Here is a 20,006-nt window from a genome sequence, read left to right on the forward strand (position 1 = left end):
CCGGCGTCTTTTGCCGGCTCCAGGCCGGTTCGCCTTCGAAACCGGGGCTGTCCGATCGGACGGTCGGCTGCGGCCGTGCGATGTCGGGACACCGCCGGATCGCTCGCGCCGTCAGTGCGACAGCGCCTCCCGCACCGCCGACATCTGCCGGCGCGAGACCGCCAGCGCCTCCGGCACGCCATGTACCCGCACGGCCCAGCCTTCGCCTTCCACCGCGTCGTAATGCCGCTCCAGCGCCCGCACCGCGCGCCGGGCGACGAGGGCGTTGCGGTGGATGCGAATGAAGCGGGGCGCGAAGCGTTCCTCCAGGTCCTGCAGCGATCCGTCGAGGATGTAGCTGCGCAGGGCGGTGCGCACGGTGACGTACTTCAGCTCGGCCTTCAGGTACAGAACCTCGTCGAGCGGCACCCGTTCGGTCCGGCCGCGGTCCTGGATCAGCAGCGACGGCGGCTCCGGCGGGGCCGTGGGGTCCGGGCCGGTCGCGGTGCCGGTGGTGCGCTTGACTTTGTACAAGGCCTGCTTCAGGCGGGGCAGGCGCACCGGCTTGGTCAGGTAGTCGGCCGCGTCCAGCTCGAAGGCGTTCAGCGCGTGCTCCGCATGGGCAGTGACGAAGACCACCGCCGGCGGCTGCGGCAGCGCGCGCATGGTGTCCGCCAGCGCCAGGCCGTCGGTGCCCGGCATGTTGATGTCGAGCAGCACCACGTCGAAACGCCGGGCCTGCAGCAGGGCCTGCGCCTGCGCCGCGTCGCCGGCCTCGTCCACATGCGCCGCGGCGGGCGCGCTGCAGTCGGCCAGCAGGGTGCGCAGGCGCTGGCGCGCCAGGGGTTCGTCGTCGACGATGAGGATGTCGAGAGTCATGATCGTGGAAGTGCGGTCGAGGAATGGAAGGGGGGCGCGGTGCGCTCAGGCCGGCAGGCGGATGCGTACCAGGTAGGCGTCGCCGCGGCGCTCGGCACGGAAATCGCTTTCCACGTCGTGGAGCAGGGCCAGCCGGGCATGCACGTTGGCCTGGGCGATGCCGTGGCCGTCGCGCGCCCTGGCCGGGCGTTCCGGCGATTCGGGAGGCACGCTGTTAAGGATCTTGATGACGACGACGCTGCCGCGCCGCTCGGTGGAGACGCGCACCCGGGTGCGGTGGCCGGTGGCCTCGACGCCGTGGACCACCGCGTTCTCCACCAGCGGCTGCAGCAGCAGCGGCGGCACGCGGGCGCCGTCGGCGGCCGGGTCGAGCATCCACTCGACCCGCAGCCGGTCGCCGAAGCGCACCTGCTCGATCGCCAGGTAGTGCCGGGCCAGAGCGATCTCCTCGCCGAGCGTGGTCGAGTCGCCGTGCTCGACCAGCGCGTGGCGGAACAGGTCGCTCAAGTCTTCCAGCAGCGCCTCGGCGCGCGAGGGCTCGGCCCGCACCAGGGCGATGGCGCTGTTGAGGGTGTTGAACAGAAAGTGCGGCCGGATGCGGGCCTGAAGCACCGCCAGCTGCGCCGTCACCGCGGCCGGGGTGCGGCCCTGGGCGCGCAGCGCCAGGCCCACCACCAGCACCACCGCCACCAGCGCGCCGGCGCAGGCCGAGGCGAACCAGGGCGGCGGCAGCGCGCTGTCCATTCGGGTCAGGGCATGCAGGCCGCAGGCGGCCATGCCGGCCGCCGCGCCCAGGGCCGCGCTGGTGGCGTACTGGCCGGCGGCGTTCAGCCGGGCCAGCAGGCGGCGCAGGCTGCAGGCGGCCAGCAGCCAGCCCAGGGTGGCGGGCAGCACCGCGCTGGTGAGGGTCGCCAGGCGATAGAGCCAGTCCAGCGCATCGGCCGCGCCGAACATCGTGCCGGTGCCCACCACGGTCTCCACCAGCAGCACCGCACGCAGCACCACGCCCAGCCGGCAGGCATCGAACGGCCCGGACGGCAAGGGCTGCGCCGCCGCGGCGGCAGCGGCGACGGGTGGTGGAGGCACCGATAAAATTGGCGGTTCTTTCATGAGCAGGCAGTCGGCACGCCCGGTTGTTCGCGTAACATATTATTACCACCTCCATGGCATCCAGCTCTACCCCGCTATCCTCCAGCAACCAGCTTGACAAGAAATCGCAGGCGTGGTCGGCCCTGTTTTCCGAGCCGATGAGCGACCTGGTGAAGCGCTACACCTCAAGCGTATTCTTCGACAAACGTCTGTGGCAGGCCGACATCCGCGGCAGTCTGGCGCATGCCGAGATGCTGGCCGCGCAGGCCATCATCGACAACGACGACCACGCCCGCATCCAGCGCGGCATGGCGCAGATCGCCAGCGAGATCGAAAGCGGCGCCTTCGAGTGGAAACTCGACCTGGAAGACGTCCATCTCAACATCGAGGCGCGCCTGACGCAACTGGTCGGCGATGCCGGCAAACGACTGCATACCGGCCGCAGCCGCAACGACCAGGTGGCCACCGACGTGCGGCTCTGGCTGCGCGGCGAAATCGACCTGATCGACGGCCTGCTGACCGACCTGCAGCGGGCTCTGGTCGACATCGCCGACCGCAACACCGAGGTGATCATGCCGGGCTTCACCCACCTGCAGGTGGCCCAGCCGGTGTCGTTCGGACACCACATGCTGGCCTATGTCGAGATGTTCGCCCGCGACGCCGAGCGCATGGCCGACGTCCGCCGGCGGGTCAACCGTCTGCCGCTGGGCGCCGCCGCGCTGGCCGGCACCAGCTATCCGCTCGACCGCGAGCGGGTGGCCCGCACGCTGGAGATGGAGGGCGTCTGCCAGAACAGCCTGGACGCGGTGAGCGACCGCGATTTCGCGATCGAATTCATCGCCGCCGCGTCGCTGGCGATGGTGCACGTCAGCCGCCTGTCGGAAGAGCTGATCCTGTGGATGAGCCAGAGCTTCGGCTTCATCGACATCGCCGACCGCTTCTGCACCGGCTCGTCGATCATGCCGCAGAAGAAGAACCCCGACGTGCCCGAGCTGGCCCGCGGCAAGACCGGCCGGGTGGTCGGCCACCTGATGGGGCTGATCACCTTGATGAAGGGCCAGCCGCTGGCCTACAACAAGGACAACCAAGAGGACAAGGAACCGCTGTTCGACACCGTCGATACGCTCAAGGACACGCTGCGCATCTTCGCGGAGATGGTCGGCGGAATCACCGTCAAGCCCGAGGCGATGGAGCGCGCCGCCAAGCACGGCTACGCCACCGCGACCGACCTGGCCGACTACATGGTCAAGAAGGGCCTGCCCTTTCGCGACGCGCACGAGGCGGTCGCCCATGCGGTGAAGACCGCCATCGCCCAGGGCGTAGACCTGTCGGAGCTGCCGCTGGAAGCCCTGCAGGCCTTCAACCCGAAGATCGAGGCCGACGTGTACGAGGTGCTGAGCCTGCGCGGCTCGCTCAACGCCCGCAGCACCCTGGGCGGCACCGCGCCGGCGCCGGTGCGGCAGCAGGTGGCGCGCCACCGCGCCCGCCTGGGCTGAGGCGGCCTCAGACCCGCCTCAGCCGCACCGCGCAGAATCCGGCTTTTGTGCAATCCTGGGGAATGGCATGCGGCTGTTGCTGGTCGAAGACGACACCATGATCGGCGAGGCGCTGCTCGACCTGCTGCGCGCCGAACACTACGCGGTCGACTGGGTGCGCGACGGCGACATGGCCGATACGGCGTTGCGTAACGAGCGCTACGACCTGGTGCTGCTCGACCTCGGCCTGCCGCGGCGCGACGGGCTGGAGGTGCTGCGCGGCCTGCGCGCCCGCCAGGACAAGGTGCCGGTGCTGGTCGCCACCGCCCGCGACGCGGTCGCCGACCGGGTGGCCGGCCTGGATGCCGGGGCCGACGACTACGTGGTCAAGCCCTACGACACCGACGAGCTGCTGGCCCGCATCCGCGCCCTGATCCGCCGCGGCGAGGGCCAGGCCGGCCCCACCTTCTCGCAGCGCGGCGTGACGCTCGACCCCGCCACCCATCAGGCCACGCTGCACGGCCAGCCGGTGAGCCTGTCGGCCCGCGAATGGGCGGTGCTGGAGCCGATGCTGGCGCGGCCGGGCGTGGTCTTCTCCCGCACCCAGCTGGAGGCCAAGCTCTTCGGCTGGAAGGACGACGTCAGCAGCAACGCGGTCGAGGTCTACATCCACGGCGTGCGCAAGAAGCTGGGCGCCGATCTCATCCAGACGGTGCGCGGCCTGGGCTACCTGGTGCCGAAGGACTGAGTTTCGCGATGGTCCCGCTGCTGCACCGCCTGGCTCCCCGCTCGCTGCGCACCCGGCTGCTCGGCCTGGTGCTGGCCTGCATCCTGGTGGCGAGCGCGGTGCTGGCGGCCGGCGCCTACCGCGGCGCGCTGCGCGAGGCCGACGCCAGCAACGACCTGCACCTGCAGCAGGTGGCCCAGTCGCTGCGCAGCAACGTGCCGCTCGGCGCGCTGGAGGGCCTGGACGAGCGCGGCGACCTCGACCTGCTGGTGCAGGTCTGGGGCCCCGACGGGGTGCAGCTCTACCGCTCGGCCCGGGCCACGCTGCCGCAGCATGCGGTGCTGGGCTTCTCCGACATCGACGTCGACGGCGTCCGCTACCGCGTCTACTCGATCCAGACGCCCTTGCAGACGGTGCAGATCGCGCAGGACATGGACGCCCGCCAGGACCGGGCGCGGGCCCAGGCGCTGCGCGCCACGCTGCCGGCGCTGCTCACCGCGCCGCTGCTCATGCTGGCCGTGGCCTGGATCATCGCCCGCACCCTGGCGCCGGTGGAGCGGGTGCGGCGCCAGGTGGCCGGCCGTGCGGCGGACGACCTCGACCCGCTGCCCGAAGACGGCCTGCCCGACGAGGTGAGGCCGCTGGTCGAAGAGTTGAACCTGCTGTTCCACCGCACCCGCGACGCCTTCGCCGCGCAGCGCAACTTCGTCGCCGATGCGGCGCACGAGCTGCGCTCGCCGCTCACCGCGCTCAAGCTGCAGGTGCAGGGCCTGCAACGTGCCACCGACGACGCCGCGCGCGATCGCGCCGCCCGGCGCCTGGGGCAGGGCATCGACCGGGCCATCGCGCTCGTCGGCCAGCTGCTGGTGCTGGCGCGGCAGGACGCCGGCAGCGCGCAGGTGGCGACCCCGGTCGATCTCGACCTGCAGGCCCTGGTACGCCGGACGGTGGCCGAGTGGCTGCCGCAGGCCCATGCCCGGCGCATCGACCTGGGCGTGCCCCGGGCCGATGCGGCGACGGTGCACGGGCACCCCGATGCGCTGGCGATCCTGCTGCGCAACCTGCTCGACAACGCGATCAAGTTCACGCCCGAAGGCGGCCGGGTCGATGTGGAATTGCGCGCCGAGCCCGGCACCGGCCTGCTGGTGGCGGTGGAAGACAGCGGCCCCGGCATCGCCGAGGCCGACCGCGACCGGGTGTTCGACCGGTTCTTCCGCAGCCCCGAGGCCACCGCCGGCGGCAGCGGCCTGGGCCTGGCGATCGTCAAGGCGATCGCCGACCGGCACGGGGCAGTGCTGCGGCTGGACCGCTCCGCGAGGCTGGGCGGGCTGCGGATCGAGGTGCTGTGGCCGGCGGCGGTATGACGCGGGCGCGCACGGCGCTGGCACCGCGGTCGCCGTGTGCTGCGCGTCAGGGCGGATGCGATGCGTAGCCGCATGCCGCTGCCGGCGCTGCCGCCGCCGGCACGCACGCCGGGCACGCCCACCCACGCCGTGCGGCACGCCGGCCTGCCGCAGCCGGCATCGGGCCGCCGGGCCGCGTGGCTGCGGACCGGCGGCTCGCTCAGCGCGCGGCTGGCGGCCGCCGGCGGCAGCGTCTCGGTGCAGGTGCTGCGCCAGGGCCGTCTCCGCCTGCTGCCCGCGGAAGCCGCCTGGCTGGGGGGGCCGCGCCGCCGCTACGGTCATGTGCGCGAGGTGCTGCTGTCGGCAGGCGCCATGCCGGTGGTGTTCGCCCGGTCGGTGCTGCGGCAGCCGCATGCCCGCGGCAGCTGGAAGGCGGTGCGCGGCCTGGGCGGCCGTGCGCTGGCCGATCTGCTGTTCGGGCGGCCCGCGGCCCGGCGCTCGGGTTTCGCCTTCGTGCGCTTCGCACCGGCTTCGCGGGTCGCGGCGGGCGTGCGTCGGCGCTGGCAGCAGGCCACCGGCCAGGCGTGGGGAAGCCGGTCGGTGTTGGCCCGTGTGTCGGTCTTCGCGCGGCGTGGCGCGCCCTTGCTGCTCACCGAATGCCTGGCGCCCGCCGTCGGGCGGCTGGGGTTGCAGCCGCGGGCGCGTCCGGTCCGGTGGCGGCCGAAAGGCGGAGAGTCCGGCCTGAAAGGCTAAGACTGGTCTAAGGCCCGGATCGCACCATTGCAGCATCCCATCCGACCACCAGGAGTGACTATGCGACTCGATTCCCTGACCCAGACCCCCACCCGCCTCGTCGTGGCGCTGTTGGCGGCCGGCGCCATCGGCGGTGCCGGCGTGTCCGCGGTGGAATTCGCCCACAGCCACGTGCGGGCCGAGCCGGTGCCGGCCGTGCTGGCGGCCGCACCCGGCGCGGCCATCGCGCTGCCCGACTTCTCCAGCATCACCAAGCGCTACGGCCCGGCGGTGGTCAACATCAGCGTGGTCGGCACCACCAAGGCGGCCGATCGCGACGAGGCCGGTGCCGAGGCCGACGGCCTGCCCGACGATCCGTTCTTCGACTTCTTCCGCCGCTTCCAGCAGCAGCAACAGCAAGGCGGCGTGCAGGGGCGCCGCGTCCGGCCGCATGCTGTGCCGATGCGCGGCGAGGGTTCGGGCTTCATCGTCAGCTCCGACGGCGTGATCCTCACCAACGCCCATGTGGTGAAGGACGCCAAGGAGGTCACCGTCAAGCTGACCGACCGGCGCGAGCTGCGCGCCAAGGTGCTCGGCGCGGATACCAAGACCGACATCGCGGTGCTGAAGGTCGAGGCCCGCGACCTGCCGGTGGTGGCGCTCGGCAAGGTGGCCGACCTGAACGTCGGCGAATGGGTGCTGGCGATCGGCTCGCCCTTCGGCTTCGAGAACACGGTGACCGCCGGCGTCGTCAGCGCCAAGAACCGGGCGCTGCCCGACGACAGCGCGGTGCCCTTCATCCAGACCGACGTGGCGGTCAACCCCGGTAATTCCGGCGGGCCGCTCTTCAACGCGCGCGGCGAGGTGGTGGGCATCAACTCGCAGATCTACAGCCGCACCGGCGGCTACCAGGGCGTGTCGTTCGCGATCCCGATCGACCTGGCCCGCAAGGTCCAGCAGCAGATCGTGGCGCACGGCAAGGTCGAGCATGCGCGGCTCGGCGTGGCGGTGCAGGAGGTGAACCAGACGCTGGCCGATTCTTTCAGGCTGCCGACGCCCGAGGGCGCGCTGGTCGCCAGCGTCGAGAAGGGCGGTCCGGCCGAGGCCGCGGGCCTGGAGAGCGGCGACGTGATCCGCAGGATCAACGGCCAGCCGGTGGTCTCGTCGGCCGACCTGCCGGCCAACATCGCCCTGGCGGTGCCCGGCGACAAGGTGACGATGGAGGTCTGGCGCAAGGGCGACAGCCGCCAGGTCACCGCCACCCTGGCGCCGATGAAGGCCAAGGGCACCGACGTGGCCGGTGCCGACGCCGAGGCCGGCCAGGGCCGCCTGGGCCTGGCGCTGCGCCCGCTGCAGCCCGACGAGCGGGCCGAGGCCGGCGTGGCCGGCGGCCTGCTGGTGCAGGACGCGAGCGGCGCGGCCGAGCTGGCCGGCGTGCAGGCGGGCGACGTGCTGCTGGCGGTCAACGGCACGCCGGTGCGCAGCGTGGAGCAGGTGCGGGCGGTGGTCGGCAAGTCCGACAAGTCGGTCGCGCTGCTGGTGCAGCGCGGCGACAGCAAAATCTTCGTGCCGGTTCACCTGGGCTGAGAGAGCGCGGCGGTCGCAGGAGAAGGCGGACGCTGCGGTGGCAACAGAAAGTGCGAAAGAACCGCAGCTGCGCAATCGGGCTGCGCAGTAGGTTCTCTCGCACTTTCTCAGGCGTCGGCGCCCTCGACCAGGAACCGCACCCGCCGCACGCCCTGCCATTCGTCCGCATCGAGTCGGAAGGCCAGCGTCACCCGGGGCGGCAGCGCCTCGGTATGGCCGAACCAGATGCCGTCGACCGGCTGGCCCTGGTGCAGCAGCTTCAGCGCCAGGTGCTTCTCGCCGACCAGGCGCTGGCTGAGCACCTGCAGCTCCTCGCTGAAGGTGGGTGCGGCGAAGCCCTGGCCCCAAACCTCCCGGTGCAGCGTGTCCACCATTTCGGCGCGCCGGTATTCGGCGGCCAGCGGGCCGTCGGTGTCGAGCCGGCGGGTGAGGGTGGCGGCATCCAGCCATTCGCCCGCCACCTGCGCCAAGGCGTCGCGGAAGGTCTCGAAATGCTCCCGCGCGATGGTGCAGCCGGCCGCCATCGCATGGCCGCCGAACGTCAGCAGCACACCCGGATGGCGCTTGGCCACCAGGTCGAGCGCGTCGCGCAGGTGGAAGCCCGGGATCGACCGGCCCGATCCCTTGATCTCGTGTCCCTTGCCCGGCGCGGCGCTGGCGGCGAAGACGAACGTGGGCCGGTGCAGCCGGTCCTTGAGGCGCGAGGCGACGATGCCGACCACGCCTTCGTGGAAGCTCTCGTCGAACACGCAGAAGGCGGGCGGCAGGCTTTCCGCGCCGGCGGCGTCGGCGTCGAACAGGGCCTCGGCGGCGGCCATCGCCTGCTCGCGCATGCCGCCCTCGATCTCGCGGCGCTCGCGGTTGATCGCGTCGAGCGTCTGGGCCAGCTGGGCGGCGCGGGCCGGGTCCTCGGTCAGCAGCAGTTCGATGCCGAGCGTCATGTCGGCCAGCCGGCCGGCGGCGTTGATCCGCGGGCCGAGGGCGAAGCCGAAGTCGAAGGTGGTGGCGGTCGCGGCCTTGCGGCCGGCGGCGACGAACAGCGCGGCGATGCCCGGCGGCATCGCACCCTTGCGGATGCGCTTCAGGCCCTGGGCGACCAGGCGGCGGTTGTTGGCATCCAGCCGGACCACGTCGGCCACGGTGCCCAGCGCGACCAGGGGCAGCAGGGTGTCGAGCTTGGGTTGCGGCAGGCCGGTGCGCGGGGTGGCACCGGCGCCGTCCGCAGGCGGCGCCGTGGCGCCGGGCGCATCGAACACGCCGCGTTGCCGCATCTCGGCGCGCAGCGCCAGCAGCACGTAGAACATCACGCCGCAGCCGGCGATGCACTTGCTCTCGAAGCTGCAGGCGGGCTGGTTGGGGTTGATCAGCACGTCGGCGGCCGGCAGCACCGGGCCGGGCAGGTGGTGGTCGGTCACCAGCACCCGCATGCCGAGGCGCTGCGCCGCGGCGACGCCCTCGACGCTCGCGATGCCGTTGTCGACCGTCAGCAGCAGGTCGCAGCCGCGGGCATGCACCCGCTCGGCGATGCTGGCGGTCAGGCCGTAGCCGTCGACCACCCGGTCGGGCACCAGGTAGTCCACATGGCGCGCGCCCAGCATCCGCAGGCCGCGCACGCCGACGGCGCAGGCGGTGGCGCCGTCGCAGTCGTAGTCGGCGACGATGCAGATGCGCAGGTCGGCGGCGATCGCGTCGGCCAGCAGCCGGGCAGCGGCGTCGATGCCCAGCAGCCCGGCCGGCGGCAGCAGCCGCGCCAGGCCGTCGTCGAGTTCGTGCTGGTGCAGCACGCCGCGGGCGGCGTAGAGCCGGGCCAGCAGCGGGTGCAGGCCCGCCTGCTCCAGCGCCCAGGCGCTGCGGAGCGGAATGTCCCTTGCTATTATTTTCATAGCTGGAGGCCGGCGAACAGCGACGGCTTGCGGCCTAAAACACCCGAAATTCCTTGAGAAAGCCGCTGCCAGGCTCCCCGGGGCCGCGCCTCGAAGCGCTGCGCGTTGCGCTCGCCGCAGAGCGTCAGGGCGACCGGACTGCCGGCCTCGGCCGTCTCCAGCGCCTGGCGCACCTCGGCCGCGTCGATCGCCTGCCAGGCGGCGGCCCAGCCGGCCCAGTCCTCCTGCAGCGCGGCCTGGCGCAGGCCCTGCGGCATCCGCAGGCCCGGCACCTCGGTGCGCGCGGTGGCCGGCCGATCGCCGGTGCCGCTCACCCAGAAGGCGTTGACCGCCAGCCGGCCCTGCGCCGCCCGCGCGTCGGTCATGGGGTGGGTGTAGAGCAGCATCTGCATCTCGCCCTGCAGCCGGCGCACCAGCCGCGCCGCGGGCGCGTCGGGCATCCACAGGTCGAGGCTGCGGCCCTGCACCCGGTCGAGCGACGCGGTGGCCAGGCCGCGCAGCGGCTCGCCGCGGGCGCGCCAGGCGGTCGGTGCGACGTAGTCCAGCGCGATGCCGTCTTCCAGGAAGTAGGGCGCCATCAAAGCCAGCAGCGCGCGGGATTCCTCCTCGCCCAGCTCCAGCTGCAGCGGGTCGAGCATCGCGATGTGGTCGGGCGCCACCCGCCAGTGGCAGGGGGTGATCACCGCCCAGGCGTCGGCGCCCGGGTCGCCGCCCTCGGCCGCCACCGCCTGCGCGGCCCAGGGGATGCGGCCGTCGCCTCCATCGGCTATGCCGAGCAGCGCGGCCAGCGCGCGCTCGTGCGGCGGCGACAGGCTGAATTCGTCGCCGGTGTCGGTGCCGTCGGGGGCGAGGCGGGCCAGGAGCCGCTCCAGGTGGGGCAGCCGCAGGCCGCGCCGCTGGGCTGCGCAGCCCTCTGCGTCGGCGGCCGCGAACGGGATCAGTAGATGCATCCGCCGATTGTCGCGCCCGGGGCGACCGCCGGGCCCGCCCCACCGCAATGGCCCGGCGGGCACAAGGCCGGCACCGCCGCTTGCAGCCGGTCACCGGAACCGGCCGCCGATTCGCAGACAATCGGCCGTCCCGCCATGCAGCCCGCCGTCCCCACCCCAACTGCCGACCTTCCCCGCGATGCCATCGTGGCGCTGCTGCGCGACCGGGTACCGGGCACCATCGGCATCTACGCTTTCGGCAGTCGCATCGCCGGCACCGCCGACGCGCAGAGCGACCTGGACCTGGCGGTGCTCGTCGAAGGCTATGCCGATCCGGTGCTGCTCTGGCACCTGGTGTCCGACCTGGTCGGCCTGGCTGGTTGCGAAGTCGACCTGCTCGACCTGCGCGCCGCCACCACCGTCATGCAGTACCAGGTGTTGACCACCGGTGAGCGCTGGTGGGCCGCCGACGTGCGCGCCGGCCTGTACGAGGCCTTCGTCCTGAGCGAGAAGACCGCGCTCGACGAAGCGCGCGCCGGCTTGCTGGCCGACATCGCACGCGAGGGGCTCGTCTATGGCGATGCAGGTCTGTTCAACAGAGCCGCGGCCATCGAGCGCTGCATCGTCCGTATTCGGGAAGAGTACGCCGACGATCCGACCGGCTTCGCGACCGACTCCACCCGGCAGGACGCCGCGATTCTCAACATCCAACGGGCCTGCGAAGCCGCGCTGGACATGGGCCAGCACCTGGTCCGCCGCGAACGGATCGGGGTTCCGCAGGGTGCGCGCGACGTCTTCGCCTTGCTGGCACGGGCCGGCGCGATCGACGACGCGCTGAGCACGTCCCTGCAGCGCATGGTGGGCTTTCGCAACGTGGCGGTGCACGACTACCAGAAGCTGCAGCTGTCGATCACCCTGGCCGTGATCCAGAACCACCTGCAGGATTTCACCGCGTTCGCGCAGACCTTGCTGCTGCGCGACACCGCGCGGCCGCCGCCGGCTTTCTAAGACATCTCTTTTCCACCGAGGCATTGCGCACTTCCATGCAAATCCCCTACGAGCTGGCCCTGGGCTGGCGCTACACCCGGGCCGGGCGCGCCACGCGGCGCAACGGGTTCATCTCCTTCATCTCGGGCGTGTCGATGCTGGGCATCGCGCTGGGGGTGGCGGCGCTGATCATCGTGCTGTCGGTGATGAACGGCTTCCAGAAGGACGTGCGCGACCGGATGCTGTCGGTGGTTTCGCACATCGAGATCGTCGCGCCCGGGGGCGTGGCGCTGGACGACCCGGCCCGCACCATGGCCGAGGCCCGCCGCAACCCGGCGGTGGCGGGGGCCACCACCTTCATCGCCACCCAGGCGCTGCTGGCGCGGGGCGAGGACATGCGCGGCACCATCGTGCGCGGCATCGACCCGGCACACGAGGGCGAGGTGACCGACCTCGGCCCCGATCAGGGCGCGACGCTGCGGAAGCTGGTGCCGGGCCGGTTCGGCATCGTGCTGGGCGTCGAGCTGGCCCACACCCTCGGCGTGCGCGAAGGCGATTCGGTGACGCTGGTGGCGCCCAACGGCCAGGTGACGCCCGCCGGCGTGGTGCCGCGGCTCAAGCAGATGACGGTGGTGGGCACCTTCAACTCGGGCCACTACGAATACGACTCGGCGCTGGTCATGGTCCACCAGGACGACGCGGCCCGCATCTTTCGCCTGGAAGGCCCGAGCGGCATCCGCCTGCGCCTGAAGGACCTGCACGAGGCCCGCACCGTGGCGCAGGAACTGGCGGGCAGCCTGTCGGGCAACCTGCTGATCCGCGACTGGACGCAGCAGAACAGGACCTGGTTCTCGGCGGTGCAGCTGGAGAAACGCATGATGTTCATCATCCTCACCCTGATCGTGGCGGTTGCGGCGTTCAACCTGGTCTCGACCCTGGTGATGACGGTGACCGACAAGCGCGCCGACATCGCGATCCTGCGCACCCTGGGCGCCAGCCCGCGCAGCATCATGGGCATCTTCGTGGTGCAGGGCGCGATGGTGGGCGTGATCGGCACCTTCGGCGGCCTGGCACTGGGCCTGGCGATCGCGTTCAACATCGACGTGATCGTGCCGGCGCTCGAGCAGCTGTTCCACGCCAGCTTCCTGCCCAAGGACGTCTACCTGATCAGCCGGATGCCGAGCGATCCGCAGCAGTCGGACATCGTGCCGATCGCGGTGATCTCGCTGGTGCTGGCCTTCCTGGCCACGCTGTACCCGAGCTGGCGCGCCAGCCGCGTCAACCCGGCCGAGGCGCTGCGCTATGAATGAGCCCCGCCGCGCCGAATCCGACTCCCGAACTCTCGCCATGCCGACACCCGTGATCCAGGCCCGCGGCCTGACCAAGCGCTTCCACGAAGGACGCATCGACCTGACCGTGCTGCACGGCGTGGACCTGGACGTGCACGCCGGCGAGACGCTGGCGATCGTCGGCGCCTCGGGCTCCGGCAAGAGCACGCTGCTGCATCTGCTGGGCGGGTTGGACGCGCCGAGCGCGGGCACCGTCGTGCTGCAGGGCCGGCCGCTGGCGACGCTCGACGCCGCCGAGCAGGGCCGAATGCGCAACCGCCACCTGGGCTTCGTCTACCAGTTCCATCACCTGCTGCCCGAGTTCAGCGCGCGCGACAACGTCGGCATGCCGCTGCGCATTCGCCGCGAGTCGCCCGAGGCCTGCGCCGCCGCCGCCGACAAAATGCTGGCCGCGGTCGGCCTCGAAGGCCGGGTGCAGCACCGGCCGGCCGAGCTGTCGGGCGGCGAGCGCCAGCGGGTGGCCATCGCCCGCGCCCTGGTCACCCAGCCGGCCTGCGTGCTGGCCGACGAGCCCACCGGCAACCTGGATCGCAGCACCGCCGACGGCGTCTTCGCCCTGATGCTCCAGCTGGCCCGCGACCAGGGCACCGCCTTCGTGGTGGTGACGCACGACGACACCCTGGCCCAGCGCTGCGACCGGCGGATGCGGCTGGTATCGGGCAGATTCGTAAAGGATTAGCCCACGCCCAGGCTGCGCGCACCGCGTGTCGCAGCGCGCACCCCCTGCGAGGGGGCGACACCGGCGGTCCGGCGGAGCCGGGCCCGCGGTGTCCCTGGGACGAATGCAGGCCGCCGTCGCAACGCCGGTTGCGTCCGCACTTGGAGCGGCTAACACAACCCTTCTGGCGTCGTGGCCGCACCTTGTCGTACTACTCGTACTGTCTGCGATGCGGCGCCTAGCCAGAACCGCTTCGCTGGGTTGTGTTAGCCGCTCTTACAACTCGACAAGCGGCGACAGGGCGATGGTCCTAGGCTGTACAGCCGAACCGAACTACCGCACGAGGAGCCACCATGCCCGCATCCGAACCGCAGATTTTCCCGACCGACGACCAGGTCCGCGAAGCCAAGAACGTCGACGACAAGGACCTGAAGCCGAGCCTGCGGCCGGGCACCGCCGACAGCGGAAAGGACAAGGCTGCCGCAGACCGGCCGGGCCTCCGCCAGGGCGGTGGGCACGACACCGACGAGGGCGAGATCTCGATCGGCGGCTGACGGCGCCGTGCCGAACGCCCCAGGGCGATTGCTATCGAATTTATAGCGGGTGGTCGGCGTATTACGCCGGCTACAGGCACTTTCTATTTGAAACGGGCCGGTTGCCCGGTTCACGCCACCCGGTGGAACCACCACATCGACAGGGTGGCCGCCAGCAGTGCCAGCGCCGCCGCCGCCAGCGCGAACAGGGCGGAGATCTCCGTCTCCCGCTTCTCCACCGTCAGCCGCGAGCTGAGCATGTCGTAGACCTTCTTCAGGTCGGCCGCGGTGCCGGCGTAGAAGTATTCGGCCTGGGTCTTGGCGGCGACGGCCTTGAGGGTGTCCTCGTCCAGCCGCACCCGCATCGACCAGCCTTCGAAGCCGATGATGTCGCCCTCGCGGGTGCCGACGCCGACGGTGAAGACTCGCACGCCCCGGTCGGCCGCCAGCTGGGCCGCCTCCAGCGGATCGACGCCGGTGGTGCGCTGGCCGTCGGTCAGCATCACGATGGCGGCCGAGCTGTAGGAGCCGGGGGCTACCGGCGGCGGCGGCGCGGCGGGGGGCGGCTCGCCGGCGCGCTCCAGCGGCGCGGCGCGCGGGCCGGTGCGGTCGCGGGCGCCCATCGCCGACATGTCGATGCCGCTGTTCGGGAACAGGGTGGCCAGCGACACCACGATGCCGTTGCCGGTGGCGGTGCCGCGCTGCATCTGGAAGCCGTCGATCGCGCGGACCAGCTCCTCGCGCGACTGTGTCGGCAGCTGGGCCACCTGCGCGCTGCCGGCGAAGGCGACGATGCCGACCCGCACGTGGCGCGGCAGCTCGGCGATGAAGGACTTGGCCGCCTCCTGTGCGGCGACCATGCGGTTGGGCTTGACGTCGGTGGCGCGCATGCTGGCCGACACGTCGATCGCCAGCATGACCGTCTGCTGCTGCGAGGGCAGGGAGATCACCGCCACCGGCCGCGCGGCCGCCAGCAGCATGGCGGTGAAGGCCAGCAGCATCAGCAGCGGCGGCAGGTGGCGGCGCCAGCCGGGGCCCTTGCCCGCGGCCTCGCGCACCAGCGACAGGCTGGCGTAGCGGACCGCCAGCTCGCGGCGGCGGCCCTGCAGCCAGACGTACAGCAGCACCAGCAGCGGCACCGCCAGCAGCAGCCAGAGCATCTCGGCCCACAGGAAATCCGGGCGGGGCACGGCGGCCCATCCGCCGGCGAGGCGGTCCAGCCAGGGGAGAGGGGCGGTGTCGGTCGGCATGGGTGGGCCGGCAGAAAGGTCGGGTCGGGCGGCGCGTCAGGCCGCGCCCGCGCGCGAGGGTGCGCCGCGCTGGCAGGAGCGTCGGCGCCGCAGTTCGGAAAAATGCAGCACTGAATCGACCAGCGCGTCGGCGGTGGAGAGCTCCAGCGTATCGACGCCGGCCGCGGCCAGGCTGGCGTGCAGCGCATCCTCGCGGGCGGCGGTGGCGCGGGCGAAGCTCTGGCGGAACACCCGGTCGTGGGTGTCGACCAGCAGCTGCTCGCCGGTTTCGGCGTCGCGCATCGCCACCAGGCCGATGTCGGGCAGCTCGCGCTCCAGCGGGTCGAAGAGGCGCACCGCCACCACGTCGTGCCGTTCGGCCAGCCGCGCCAGCGGCCGCTCCCAGCCCGGCTCGGCGATGAAGTCGGACACGACGAAGACGGTGCCGCGCTGGCGCAGGGCGCGGGCGGCGGTTTCCAGCCACTGGCCGAGGGCGCTGACAGCGGGTGGCGACGCCGGTTGCTGCGATCGGCGGACCGGATTCGCCAACGTGGACCCCGCCGCCCCGGTCGACTGCAGGTGGTGGAGCAGATGCAGCACCTGGGCCCGGCCGCCGCGCGCCGGTATCCAGCGCTCGGCCCGCGGTCCGCCGCCCAGCAGCGCGCCGACCCGGTTGCCGTGCCGGGTCAGCAACCGCGCGATGGTGCCGACGAACTCGACCTGCACCGTGTGCTTGGTGCGCGCACCGGAGCCGAAGTCGATCGACGCGCTGCGGTCGACCACGAACCAGGCGGCCATCTCGCGGTCTTCGTTGAACATGCGCACATGCGGCACCTGGGTGCGGGCGGTCACGTTCCAGTCGATGTGGCGCACGTCGTCCTGCGGCTGGTATTCGCGCAGGTCGGCCAGGTCCAGGCCCGCGCCGCGCTTGACGGTGCGGAAGTCGCCCTGCAACAGCCCGTCGAGCCGGCGCAGCGCGGTCCACTCCAGCCGGCGCAGCGATGCATCGGCGCTGCCGGCGGACAGCGGCGCGGCCCGGGTCTCAGGCGGCGCGTTTTTCATATTCGTGGTGCAGCGGCTTGGCTGGGGCCGGCACATGGGCCATCAGGCGGGCGATCAGGGCGTCGGCGGTGGTGCCTTCGGCCAGCGCCTCGTACGACAGGGCCATGCGGTGGCGCAGCACGTCGGGCACCAGGTCGGCCATGTCCTCGGGCAGGGCGTAGTCGCGGCCGCGCAGCATCGCCAGGGCCCGGGCGCCCTCGGCCAGGCCGATGGTGGCGCGCGGGCTGGCACCGTAGGCGATCAGGTGGCCGAAGTTCTTCAGGCCCACCGCTTCCGGCCGGCGGGTGGCGGCCACCAGGCGCACCGCGTACTGCAGCAGGGAAGGGTCGATGTAGACGCGGCGGCATTGGGCCTGCAGTTCGGCCAGTCGCGCGGTGGTGGCGACAGGCACCACCGGGGAGGGCGGCTGCATCGCCCGTTGGACGATGACGAACTCGTCCTCGTCGCTCGGGTAGTCGACCAGCACCTTCATCATGAAGCGGTCGACCTGGGCCTCGGGCAGCGGATAGGTGCCTTCGGTCTCGACCGGGTTCTGGGTGGCCATCACCAGGAAGGGCTCGGGCACCCGGTGCGTCTCGCCGGCGATCGTCACCTGCCGCTCCTGCATCACCTCCAGCAGGGCGCTCTGCACCTTGGCCGGTGCGCGGTTGATCTCGTCGGCCAGCAAGAGGTTGGCGAAGACCGGGCCCAGCGCGGTGCTGAAGTCGCCGGTCTTCTGGTTGTAGAGCCGGGTGCCCACCAAATCGGCCGGCACCAGGTCGGGGGTGAACTGGATCCGCTTGAAACTGCCCTGCAGCGCCTGGGCGAGCGTCTTGATCGTCAATGTCTTGGCCAGGCCCGGCACGCCCTCGACCAGCAGGTGGCCCTGGGCCAGCATCGCGACCATCACCCGCTCCAGGAACCGGTCCTGGCCGACGACGATGCGCTTGACCTCGAACAGCACCTGCTCCATCAGCGTGGCGGTGGCGTTGTCGCGGGTGGAGCTGCTGATCATGGGTGTCCTGCGGTCGGTCGGTGGAGGGGATACGAGTGGCGGTGTCAGAAGGGCGGCATGCCGGCGGCCGCGGCGGCGTTCTCGATCGGCACGGCGAAGCCGATGCCCAGGAAGGTGCGGGCCTGCGTCGGGTTGAGAATGGCGGTGACGATGCCGACCACCTCGCCTTCCATCGTGACCAGCGGCCCGCCGGAGTTTCCGGGATTGGCCGCGGCGTCGAACTGGATCAGGTTGGAGAGCTGGCGCTTGCCCTCGGGCGACTGGAACTCGCGCTTCAGGCCCGAGACGATACCGGCCGAAACGGAAGGCCCGATGCCGAAGGGAAACCCGATCGCCAGCACCTCGTCGCCGGGCCGCAGGCCGTCGGTGCTGCGCAGCGTGGCGGCCTCCAGATCGTCGGGGATCTTGTGGGCCTGCAGCACCGCCAGGTCGTGCTCGGGCTGCATGCCGGTGACGGTGGCGGTGGTCTCCAGCCCGTCGGCGAAGGTAACGCGGATATGGTCGGCGCCGGCCACCACATGCAGGTTGGTGAGGATCACCCCCTTGTCGACGATCACCACGCCGGTGCCGATGCCGCGCTCGATCTCGCCCTCTTCCTTCTCCCTGTAGCCCCTGCCCTGTTTCTTTTTGTCGGCCTTGCCGTAGCTGGCCACACGGACCACCGACGGGCCCACCTTCTGGGCGGCGCGGGCGAAGGCCGAAGGCAGCACCGATTTCTCGAGCGTATGCCGCACGGCGGCGTCGATATCGTCCTGGGTGAGCCGGGGCGGCACCGGATGCCACAGGGCCACGGCCGCCACGGCCAGGGCGCCGACCGTCAGCAGGGGAAGTGCGATCCGGCGCGCTCCCGCGACGACCGACGCAGCGCGGGAAAGGCGCCGCGCGGCCTCCGTCGGCGTTGCCGGCGTGTCCGGAGACGGGACGATTCCGTCGGGAGGCGCCACCTGGACGGCGGGCGCTTCGGGCGGGGGCGATTCCGCATCCGCACCGTAAACCGTTACGGACGAACTGCGGGATCGGCTGTAGACGGCGGGCCTGCGCATCCGGATGACCTCGGCGAGGTGGGCCCGGCGCGGCGCGCCCGGCGGGACTCGGGTCACGACCGTAGCACGATTCGAAGCGTTCCGCAGCAGTCGGACACATAGGGATACGTCGCGCTGCGGCATGATCGATCGATGACGCTCTGGATCGACACGCACTGCCACCTGGACGCCGCCGAATTCGCCGCCGACGGCGATGCGATGCGCGAGGCGGCCGCCGCCGGCGGCGTCGGCCACTGCGTGGTGCCGGCCGTGGCGCCGCACAACTTCGGCGCGGTGCGCGCATGGGCGCACCGGCACGGCGACAGCTATGCGCTGGGCATCCACCCGCTGTGCACCGGGGCGGTGGCGGAATCGGCGCTGGCCGGGCTGGAGGCCGCATTGGAGGAAGGGCTGCAGGACGAGCGCATGGTCGCGGTCGGCGAGATCGGCCTCGACTATTTCGTGCCCGGGCTCGACGACGGGGTGCAGCAGCGGTTCTTCCGCGAGCAGCTGCGGCTGGCGCGGCGCTTCGACCTGCCGGTGCTGCTGCATGTGCGCCGCTCGGTCGACCAGGTGCTGCGCCACCTGCGGGCCGCGGGCGGCAGCGGCACCGGCCGGCACGCCTGGCGCGGCATCGCCCATGCGTTCAACGGCAGCCTGCAGCAGGCCGAGGCCTTCATCGGCCTGGGTTTCAAGCTCGGCATCGGCGGCACGGTGACCTTCGACCGCGCCCTGCAGGTGCGCCGTGTGGCGGCCCGTGTGCCGCTGTCGGCACTGGTGCTGGAGACGGACGCACCCGACATCCCGCCGCATTGGCTTTACCGCACCGCGGAGGAGCGGGGCGACCGTGGTGGCGCCCAGGCGCGCAATTCGCCGATCGAGCTGCCGCGCATCGGCGCCGCGCTGGCGGCGCTGCGCTGCATCACGCCCCAGGCGGTGGCCGAGGCCACCAGCCGCAACGCGATGGACGCGATGCCGCGCATGGCGGCACGGGTCCACGCCGCCGCATGAAGCTCGCCGGACTGGCGCCGGTGCTCTCGCCGGATGCGCGGCTGCTGCTGCTGGGCAGCTTCCCGGGCGCGCGTTCGCTGGCGGAGCGGCGCTACTACGGGCATCCGCAGAACCAGTTCTGGAAGATCCTGTCGGAACTGTGGCGGACCGACCTGGTGCCGCTCGGCTACGAGGCCCGGCTGCAGGCCCTGCGCGACCGCGGCCTGGCGCTGTGGGACGTCTACGGCAGCTGCGAGCGCGAAGGCAGCCTGGATGCGGCGATCCGCAACCCCCGGCTCAACGACTTCGCCGCGCTGTCCGGGGCCTGCCCGCGGCTGGAGGCGGTGGCCCACAACGGGGCGGAGAGCTTTCGCCATGCGCCGCAGGTGGCGGCGGCGCTGGCGGCCGCGGACGATGCCGAGCCGTTTCCGGTGTACAAACTCCCCTCGACCAGTCCGGCCCATGCATCGTGGACCTTCGCCCAGAAATGCGAGGTATGGAGGACGGTGTTCCGCCGCCACGGCCTGCTCTGAGAAGGTGCGAGAGAACCTGCTGCGCA

Annotated in this window: 19 protein-coding genes; 11 read left to right on the forward strand and 8 right to left on the reverse strand. The window is 72.0% G+C overall.

Annotation, left to right across the window (positions count from 1 at the left end):
- Positions 1-111: 111 nt before the first annotated feature.
- Together DFQ15_RS13830 and DFQ15_RS13835 are read right to left on the reverse strand one after the other, a co-directional pair.
- Positions 112-858 (reverse strand): LytR/AlgR family response regulator transcription factor, encoded by a 747-nt coding sequence (locus DFQ15_RS13830; protein ID WP_110466541.1) that lies wholly within the window; start codon positions 856-858, stop codon positions 112-114.
- A gap of 45 nt (positions 859-903) precedes the next feature.
- Positions 904-1,968: a sensor histidine kinase gene (locus tag DFQ15_RS13835; RefSeq protein ID WP_110466542.1), complete on the reverse strand. Its 1,065-nt coding sequence runs from the start codon at positions 1,966-1,968 to the stop codon at positions 904-906.
- Between the two features lie 53 nt (positions 1,969-2,021).
- Here DFQ15_RS13835 and argH point away from each other — a divergent pair, with 53 nt between their 5' ends.
- From argH to DFQ15_RS13860, 5 genes are all read left to right on the forward strand, one after another.
- Positions 2,022-3,443 (forward strand): argininosuccinate lyase, encoded by a 1,422-nt coding sequence (gene argH / locus DFQ15_RS13840; RefSeq protein WP_110466543.1) that lies wholly within the window; start codon positions 2,022-2,024, stop codon positions 3,441-3,443.
- A gap of 67 nt (positions 3,444-3,510) precedes the next feature.
- Positions 3,511-4,170, forward strand: a complete 660-nt coding sequence (locus DFQ15_RS13845; protein WP_110466544.1) for a response regulator transcription factor — start codon at positions 3,511-3,513, stop codon at positions 4,168-4,170.
- 8 nt (positions 4,171-4,178) lie between these two features.
- Positions 4,179-5,513, forward strand: coding sequence for an ATP-binding protein (locus DFQ15_RS13850; RefSeq protein ID WP_110466545.1), 1,335 nt, complete (start codon positions 4,179-4,181; stop codon positions 5,511-5,513).
- Between the two features lie 60 nt (positions 5,514-5,573).
- Positions 5,574-6,245, forward strand: coding sequence for a chorismate--pyruvate lyase family protein (locus DFQ15_RS13855; RefSeq protein ID WP_110466546.1), 672 nt, complete (start codon positions 5,574-5,576; stop codon positions 6,243-6,245).
- 60 nt (positions 6,246-6,305) lie between these two features.
- On the forward strand, positions 6,306-7,811 hold the full coding sequence (locus DFQ15_RS13860; RefSeq protein WP_110466547.1) for a Do family serine endopeptidase: 1,506 nt from the start codon (positions 6,306-6,308) through the stop codon (positions 7,809-7,811).
- 107 nt (positions 7,812-7,918) lie between these two features.
- Here DFQ15_RS13860 and recJ read toward each other — a convergent pair whose 3' ends face one another.
- Positions 7,919-9,694 (reverse strand): single-stranded-DNA-specific exonuclease RecJ, encoded by a 1,776-nt coding sequence (recJ, locus tag DFQ15_RS13865; RefSeq protein WP_110466548.1) that lies wholly within the window; start codon positions 9,692-9,694, stop codon positions 7,919-7,921.
- A complete protein-coding gene (locus tag DFQ15_RS13870) occupies positions 9,691-10,644 on the reverse strand; it encodes a phosphoglycerate mutase (protein ID WP_110466549.1) in 954 nt (317 codons plus the stop codon). The genes recJ and DFQ15_RS13870 overlap by 4 nt, the downstream gene beginning before the upstream one ends.
- 135 nt (positions 10,645-10,779) lie before the next feature.
- On the opposite strand from DFQ15_RS13870, the gene hepT reads away from it, so the two are divergent.
- The 4 genes from hepT to DFQ15_RS13900 all read left to right on the forward strand — a co-directional run bounded on the left by hepT (position 10,780) and on the right by DFQ15_RS13900 (position 14,171).
- Positions 10,780-11,631 (forward strand): type VII toxin-antitoxin system HepT family RNase toxin, encoded by an 852-nt coding sequence (hepT, locus tag DFQ15_RS18155; RefSeq protein ID WP_310593144.1) that lies wholly within the window; start codon positions 10,780-10,782, stop codon positions 11,629-11,631.
- 35 nt (positions 11,632-11,666) lie between these two features.
- Positions 11,667-12,920 (forward strand): lipoprotein-releasing ABC transporter permease subunit, encoded by a 1,254-nt coding sequence (locus DFQ15_RS13885; RefSeq protein WP_110466550.1) that lies wholly within the window; start codon positions 11,667-11,669, stop codon positions 12,918-12,920.
- 37 nt (positions 12,921-12,957) lie between these two features.
- The gene (gene lolD, locus DFQ15_RS13890) at positions 12,958-13,638 is read left to right on the forward strand and encodes a lipoprotein-releasing ABC transporter ATP-binding protein LolD (protein ID WP_110466551.1); all 681 of its coding nucleotides are present in this window, start codon (positions 12,958-12,960) and stop codon (positions 13,636-13,638) included.
- Between the two features lie 332 nt (positions 13,639-13,970).
- Positions 13,971-14,171: a hypothetical protein gene (locus DFQ15_RS13900; RefSeq protein WP_110466552.1), complete on the forward strand. Its 201-nt coding sequence runs from the start codon at positions 13,971-13,973 to the stop codon at positions 14,169-14,171.
- Positions 14,172-14,281: 110 nt separating this feature from the next.
- Here the strand turns inward: DFQ15_RS13900 and DFQ15_RS13905 are convergent, their stop codons facing one another.
- The 4 genes from DFQ15_RS13905 to DFQ15_RS13920 form a co-directional block, all read right to left on the reverse strand.
- Complete coding sequence (locus DFQ15_RS13905) at positions 14,282-15,310, reverse strand: VWA domain-containing protein (RefSeq protein WP_233504531.1); 1,029 nt, start codon at positions 15,308-15,310, stop codon at positions 14,282-14,284.
- 126 nt (positions 15,311-15,436) lie between these two features.
- Positions 15,437-16,441 (reverse strand): DUF58 domain-containing protein, encoded by a 1,005-nt coding sequence (locus DFQ15_RS13910; protein ID WP_110466554.1) that lies wholly within the window; start codon positions 16,439-16,441, stop codon positions 15,437-15,439.
- Complete coding sequence (locus DFQ15_RS13915; protein ID WP_110466555.1) at positions 16,422-17,435, reverse strand: AAA family ATPase; 1,014 nt, start codon at positions 17,433-17,435, stop codon at positions 16,422-16,424. The genes DFQ15_RS13910 and DFQ15_RS13915 overlap by 20 nt, the downstream gene beginning before the upstream one ends.
- Before the next feature lie 44 nt (positions 17,436-17,479).
- On the reverse strand, positions 17,480-18,478 hold the full coding sequence (locus tag DFQ15_RS13920; protein ID WP_110466556.1) for a S1C family serine protease: 999 nt from the start codon (positions 18,476-18,478) through the stop codon (positions 17,480-17,482).
- A gap of 132 nt (positions 18,479-18,610) precedes the next feature.
- Between DFQ15_RS13920 and DFQ15_RS13925 the strand changes: the two genes are divergently transcribed.
- Together DFQ15_RS13925 and DFQ15_RS13930 are read left to right on the forward strand one after the other, a co-directional pair.
- Positions 18,611-19,468: a TatD family hydrolase gene (locus DFQ15_RS13925; RefSeq protein WP_110466557.1), complete on the forward strand. Its 858-nt coding sequence runs from the start codon at positions 18,611-18,613 to the stop codon at positions 19,466-19,468.
- A complete protein-coding gene (locus DFQ15_RS13930; protein WP_110466558.1) occupies positions 19,465-19,980 on the forward strand; it encodes a DNA-deoxyinosine glycosylase in 516 nt (171 codons plus the stop codon). The genes DFQ15_RS13925 and DFQ15_RS13930 overlap by 4 nt, the downstream gene beginning before the upstream one ends.
- Positions 19,981-20,006 lie beyond the last annotated feature (26 nt).

Source organism: Xylophilus ampelinus (assembly GCF_003217575.1).
GTDB lineage: Bacteria > Pseudomonadota > Gammaproteobacteria > Burkholderiales > Burkholderiaceae_C > Xylophilus > Xylophilus ampelinus.

Excerpts from the sequence above, each read along its gene's own strand:
- recJ (WP_110466548.1), bottom strand. The coding sequence starts at position 9,694 with ATGAAAATAATAGCAAGGGACATTCCGCTCCGCAGCGCCTGGGCGCTG.
- DFQ15_RS13915 (WP_110466555.1), bottom strand. The coding sequence starts at position 17,435 with ATGATCAGCAGCTCCACCCGCGACAACGCCACCGCCACGCTGATGGAG.
- DFQ15_RS13900 (WP_110466552.1), top strand. The coding sequence starts at position 13,971 with ATGCCCGCATCCGAACCGCAGATTTTCCCGACCGACGACCAGGTCCGC.
- DFQ15_RS13920 (WP_110466556.1), bottom strand. The coding sequence starts at position 18,478 with ATGCGCAGGCCCGCCGTCTACAGCCGATCCCGCAGTTCGTCCGTAACG.
- hepT (WP_310593144.1), top strand. The coding sequence starts at position 10,780 with ATGCAGCCCGCCGTCCCCACCCCAACTGCCGACCTTCCCCGCGATGCC.
- argH (WP_110466543.1), top strand. The coding sequence starts at position 2,022 with ATGGCATCCAGCTCTACCCCGCTATCCTCCAGCAACCAGCTTGACAAG.
- DFQ15_RS13910 (WP_110466554.1), bottom strand. The coding sequence starts at position 16,441 with ATGAAAAACGCGCCGCCTGAGACCCGGGCCGCGCCGCTGTCCGCCGGC.
- lolD (WP_110466551.1), top strand. The coding sequence starts at position 12,958 with ATGCCGACACCCGTGATCCAGGCCCGCGGCCTGACCAAGCGCTTCCAC.
- DFQ15_RS13870 (WP_110466549.1), bottom strand. The coding sequence starts at position 10,644 with ATGCATCTACTGATCCCGTTCGCGGCCGCCGACGCAGAGGGCTGCGCA.
- DFQ15_RS13830 (WP_110466541.1), bottom strand. The coding sequence starts at position 858 with ATGACTCTCGACATCCTCATCGTCGACGACGAACCCCTGGCGCGCCAG.
- DFQ15_RS13845 (WP_110466544.1), top strand. The coding sequence starts at position 3,511 with ATGCGGCTGTTGCTGGTCGAAGACGACACCATGATCGGCGAGGCGCTG.
- DFQ15_RS13905 (WP_233504531.1), bottom strand. The coding sequence starts at position 15,310 with ATGCTCTGGCTGCTGCTGGCGGTGCCGCTGCTGGTGCTGCTGTACGTC.
- DFQ15_RS13930 (WP_110466558.1), top strand. The coding sequence starts at position 19,465 with ATGAAGCTCGCCGGACTGGCGCCGGTGCTCTCGCCGGATGCGCGGCTG.
- DFQ15_RS13860 (WP_110466547.1), top strand. The coding sequence starts at position 6,306 with ATGCGACTCGATTCCCTGACCCAGACCCCCACCCGCCTCGTCGTGGCG.
- DFQ15_RS13850 (WP_110466545.1), top strand. The coding sequence starts at position 4,179 with ATGGTCCCGCTGCTGCACCGCCTGGCTCCCCGCTCGCTGCGCACCCGG.
- DFQ15_RS13835 (WP_110466542.1), bottom strand. The coding sequence starts at position 1,968 with ATGAAAGAACCGCCAATTTTATCGGTGCCTCCACCACCCGTCGCCGCT.
- DFQ15_RS13885 (WP_110466550.1), top strand. The coding sequence starts at position 11,667 with ATGCAAATCCCCTACGAGCTGGCCCTGGGCTGGCGCTACACCCGGGCC.
- DFQ15_RS13855 (WP_110466546.1), top strand. The coding sequence starts at position 5,574 with ATGCGTAGCCGCATGCCGCTGCCGGCGCTGCCGCCGCCGGCACGCACG.
- DFQ15_RS13925 (WP_110466557.1), top strand. The coding sequence starts at position 18,611 with ATGACGCTCTGGATCGACACGCACTGCCACCTGGACGCCGCCGAATTC.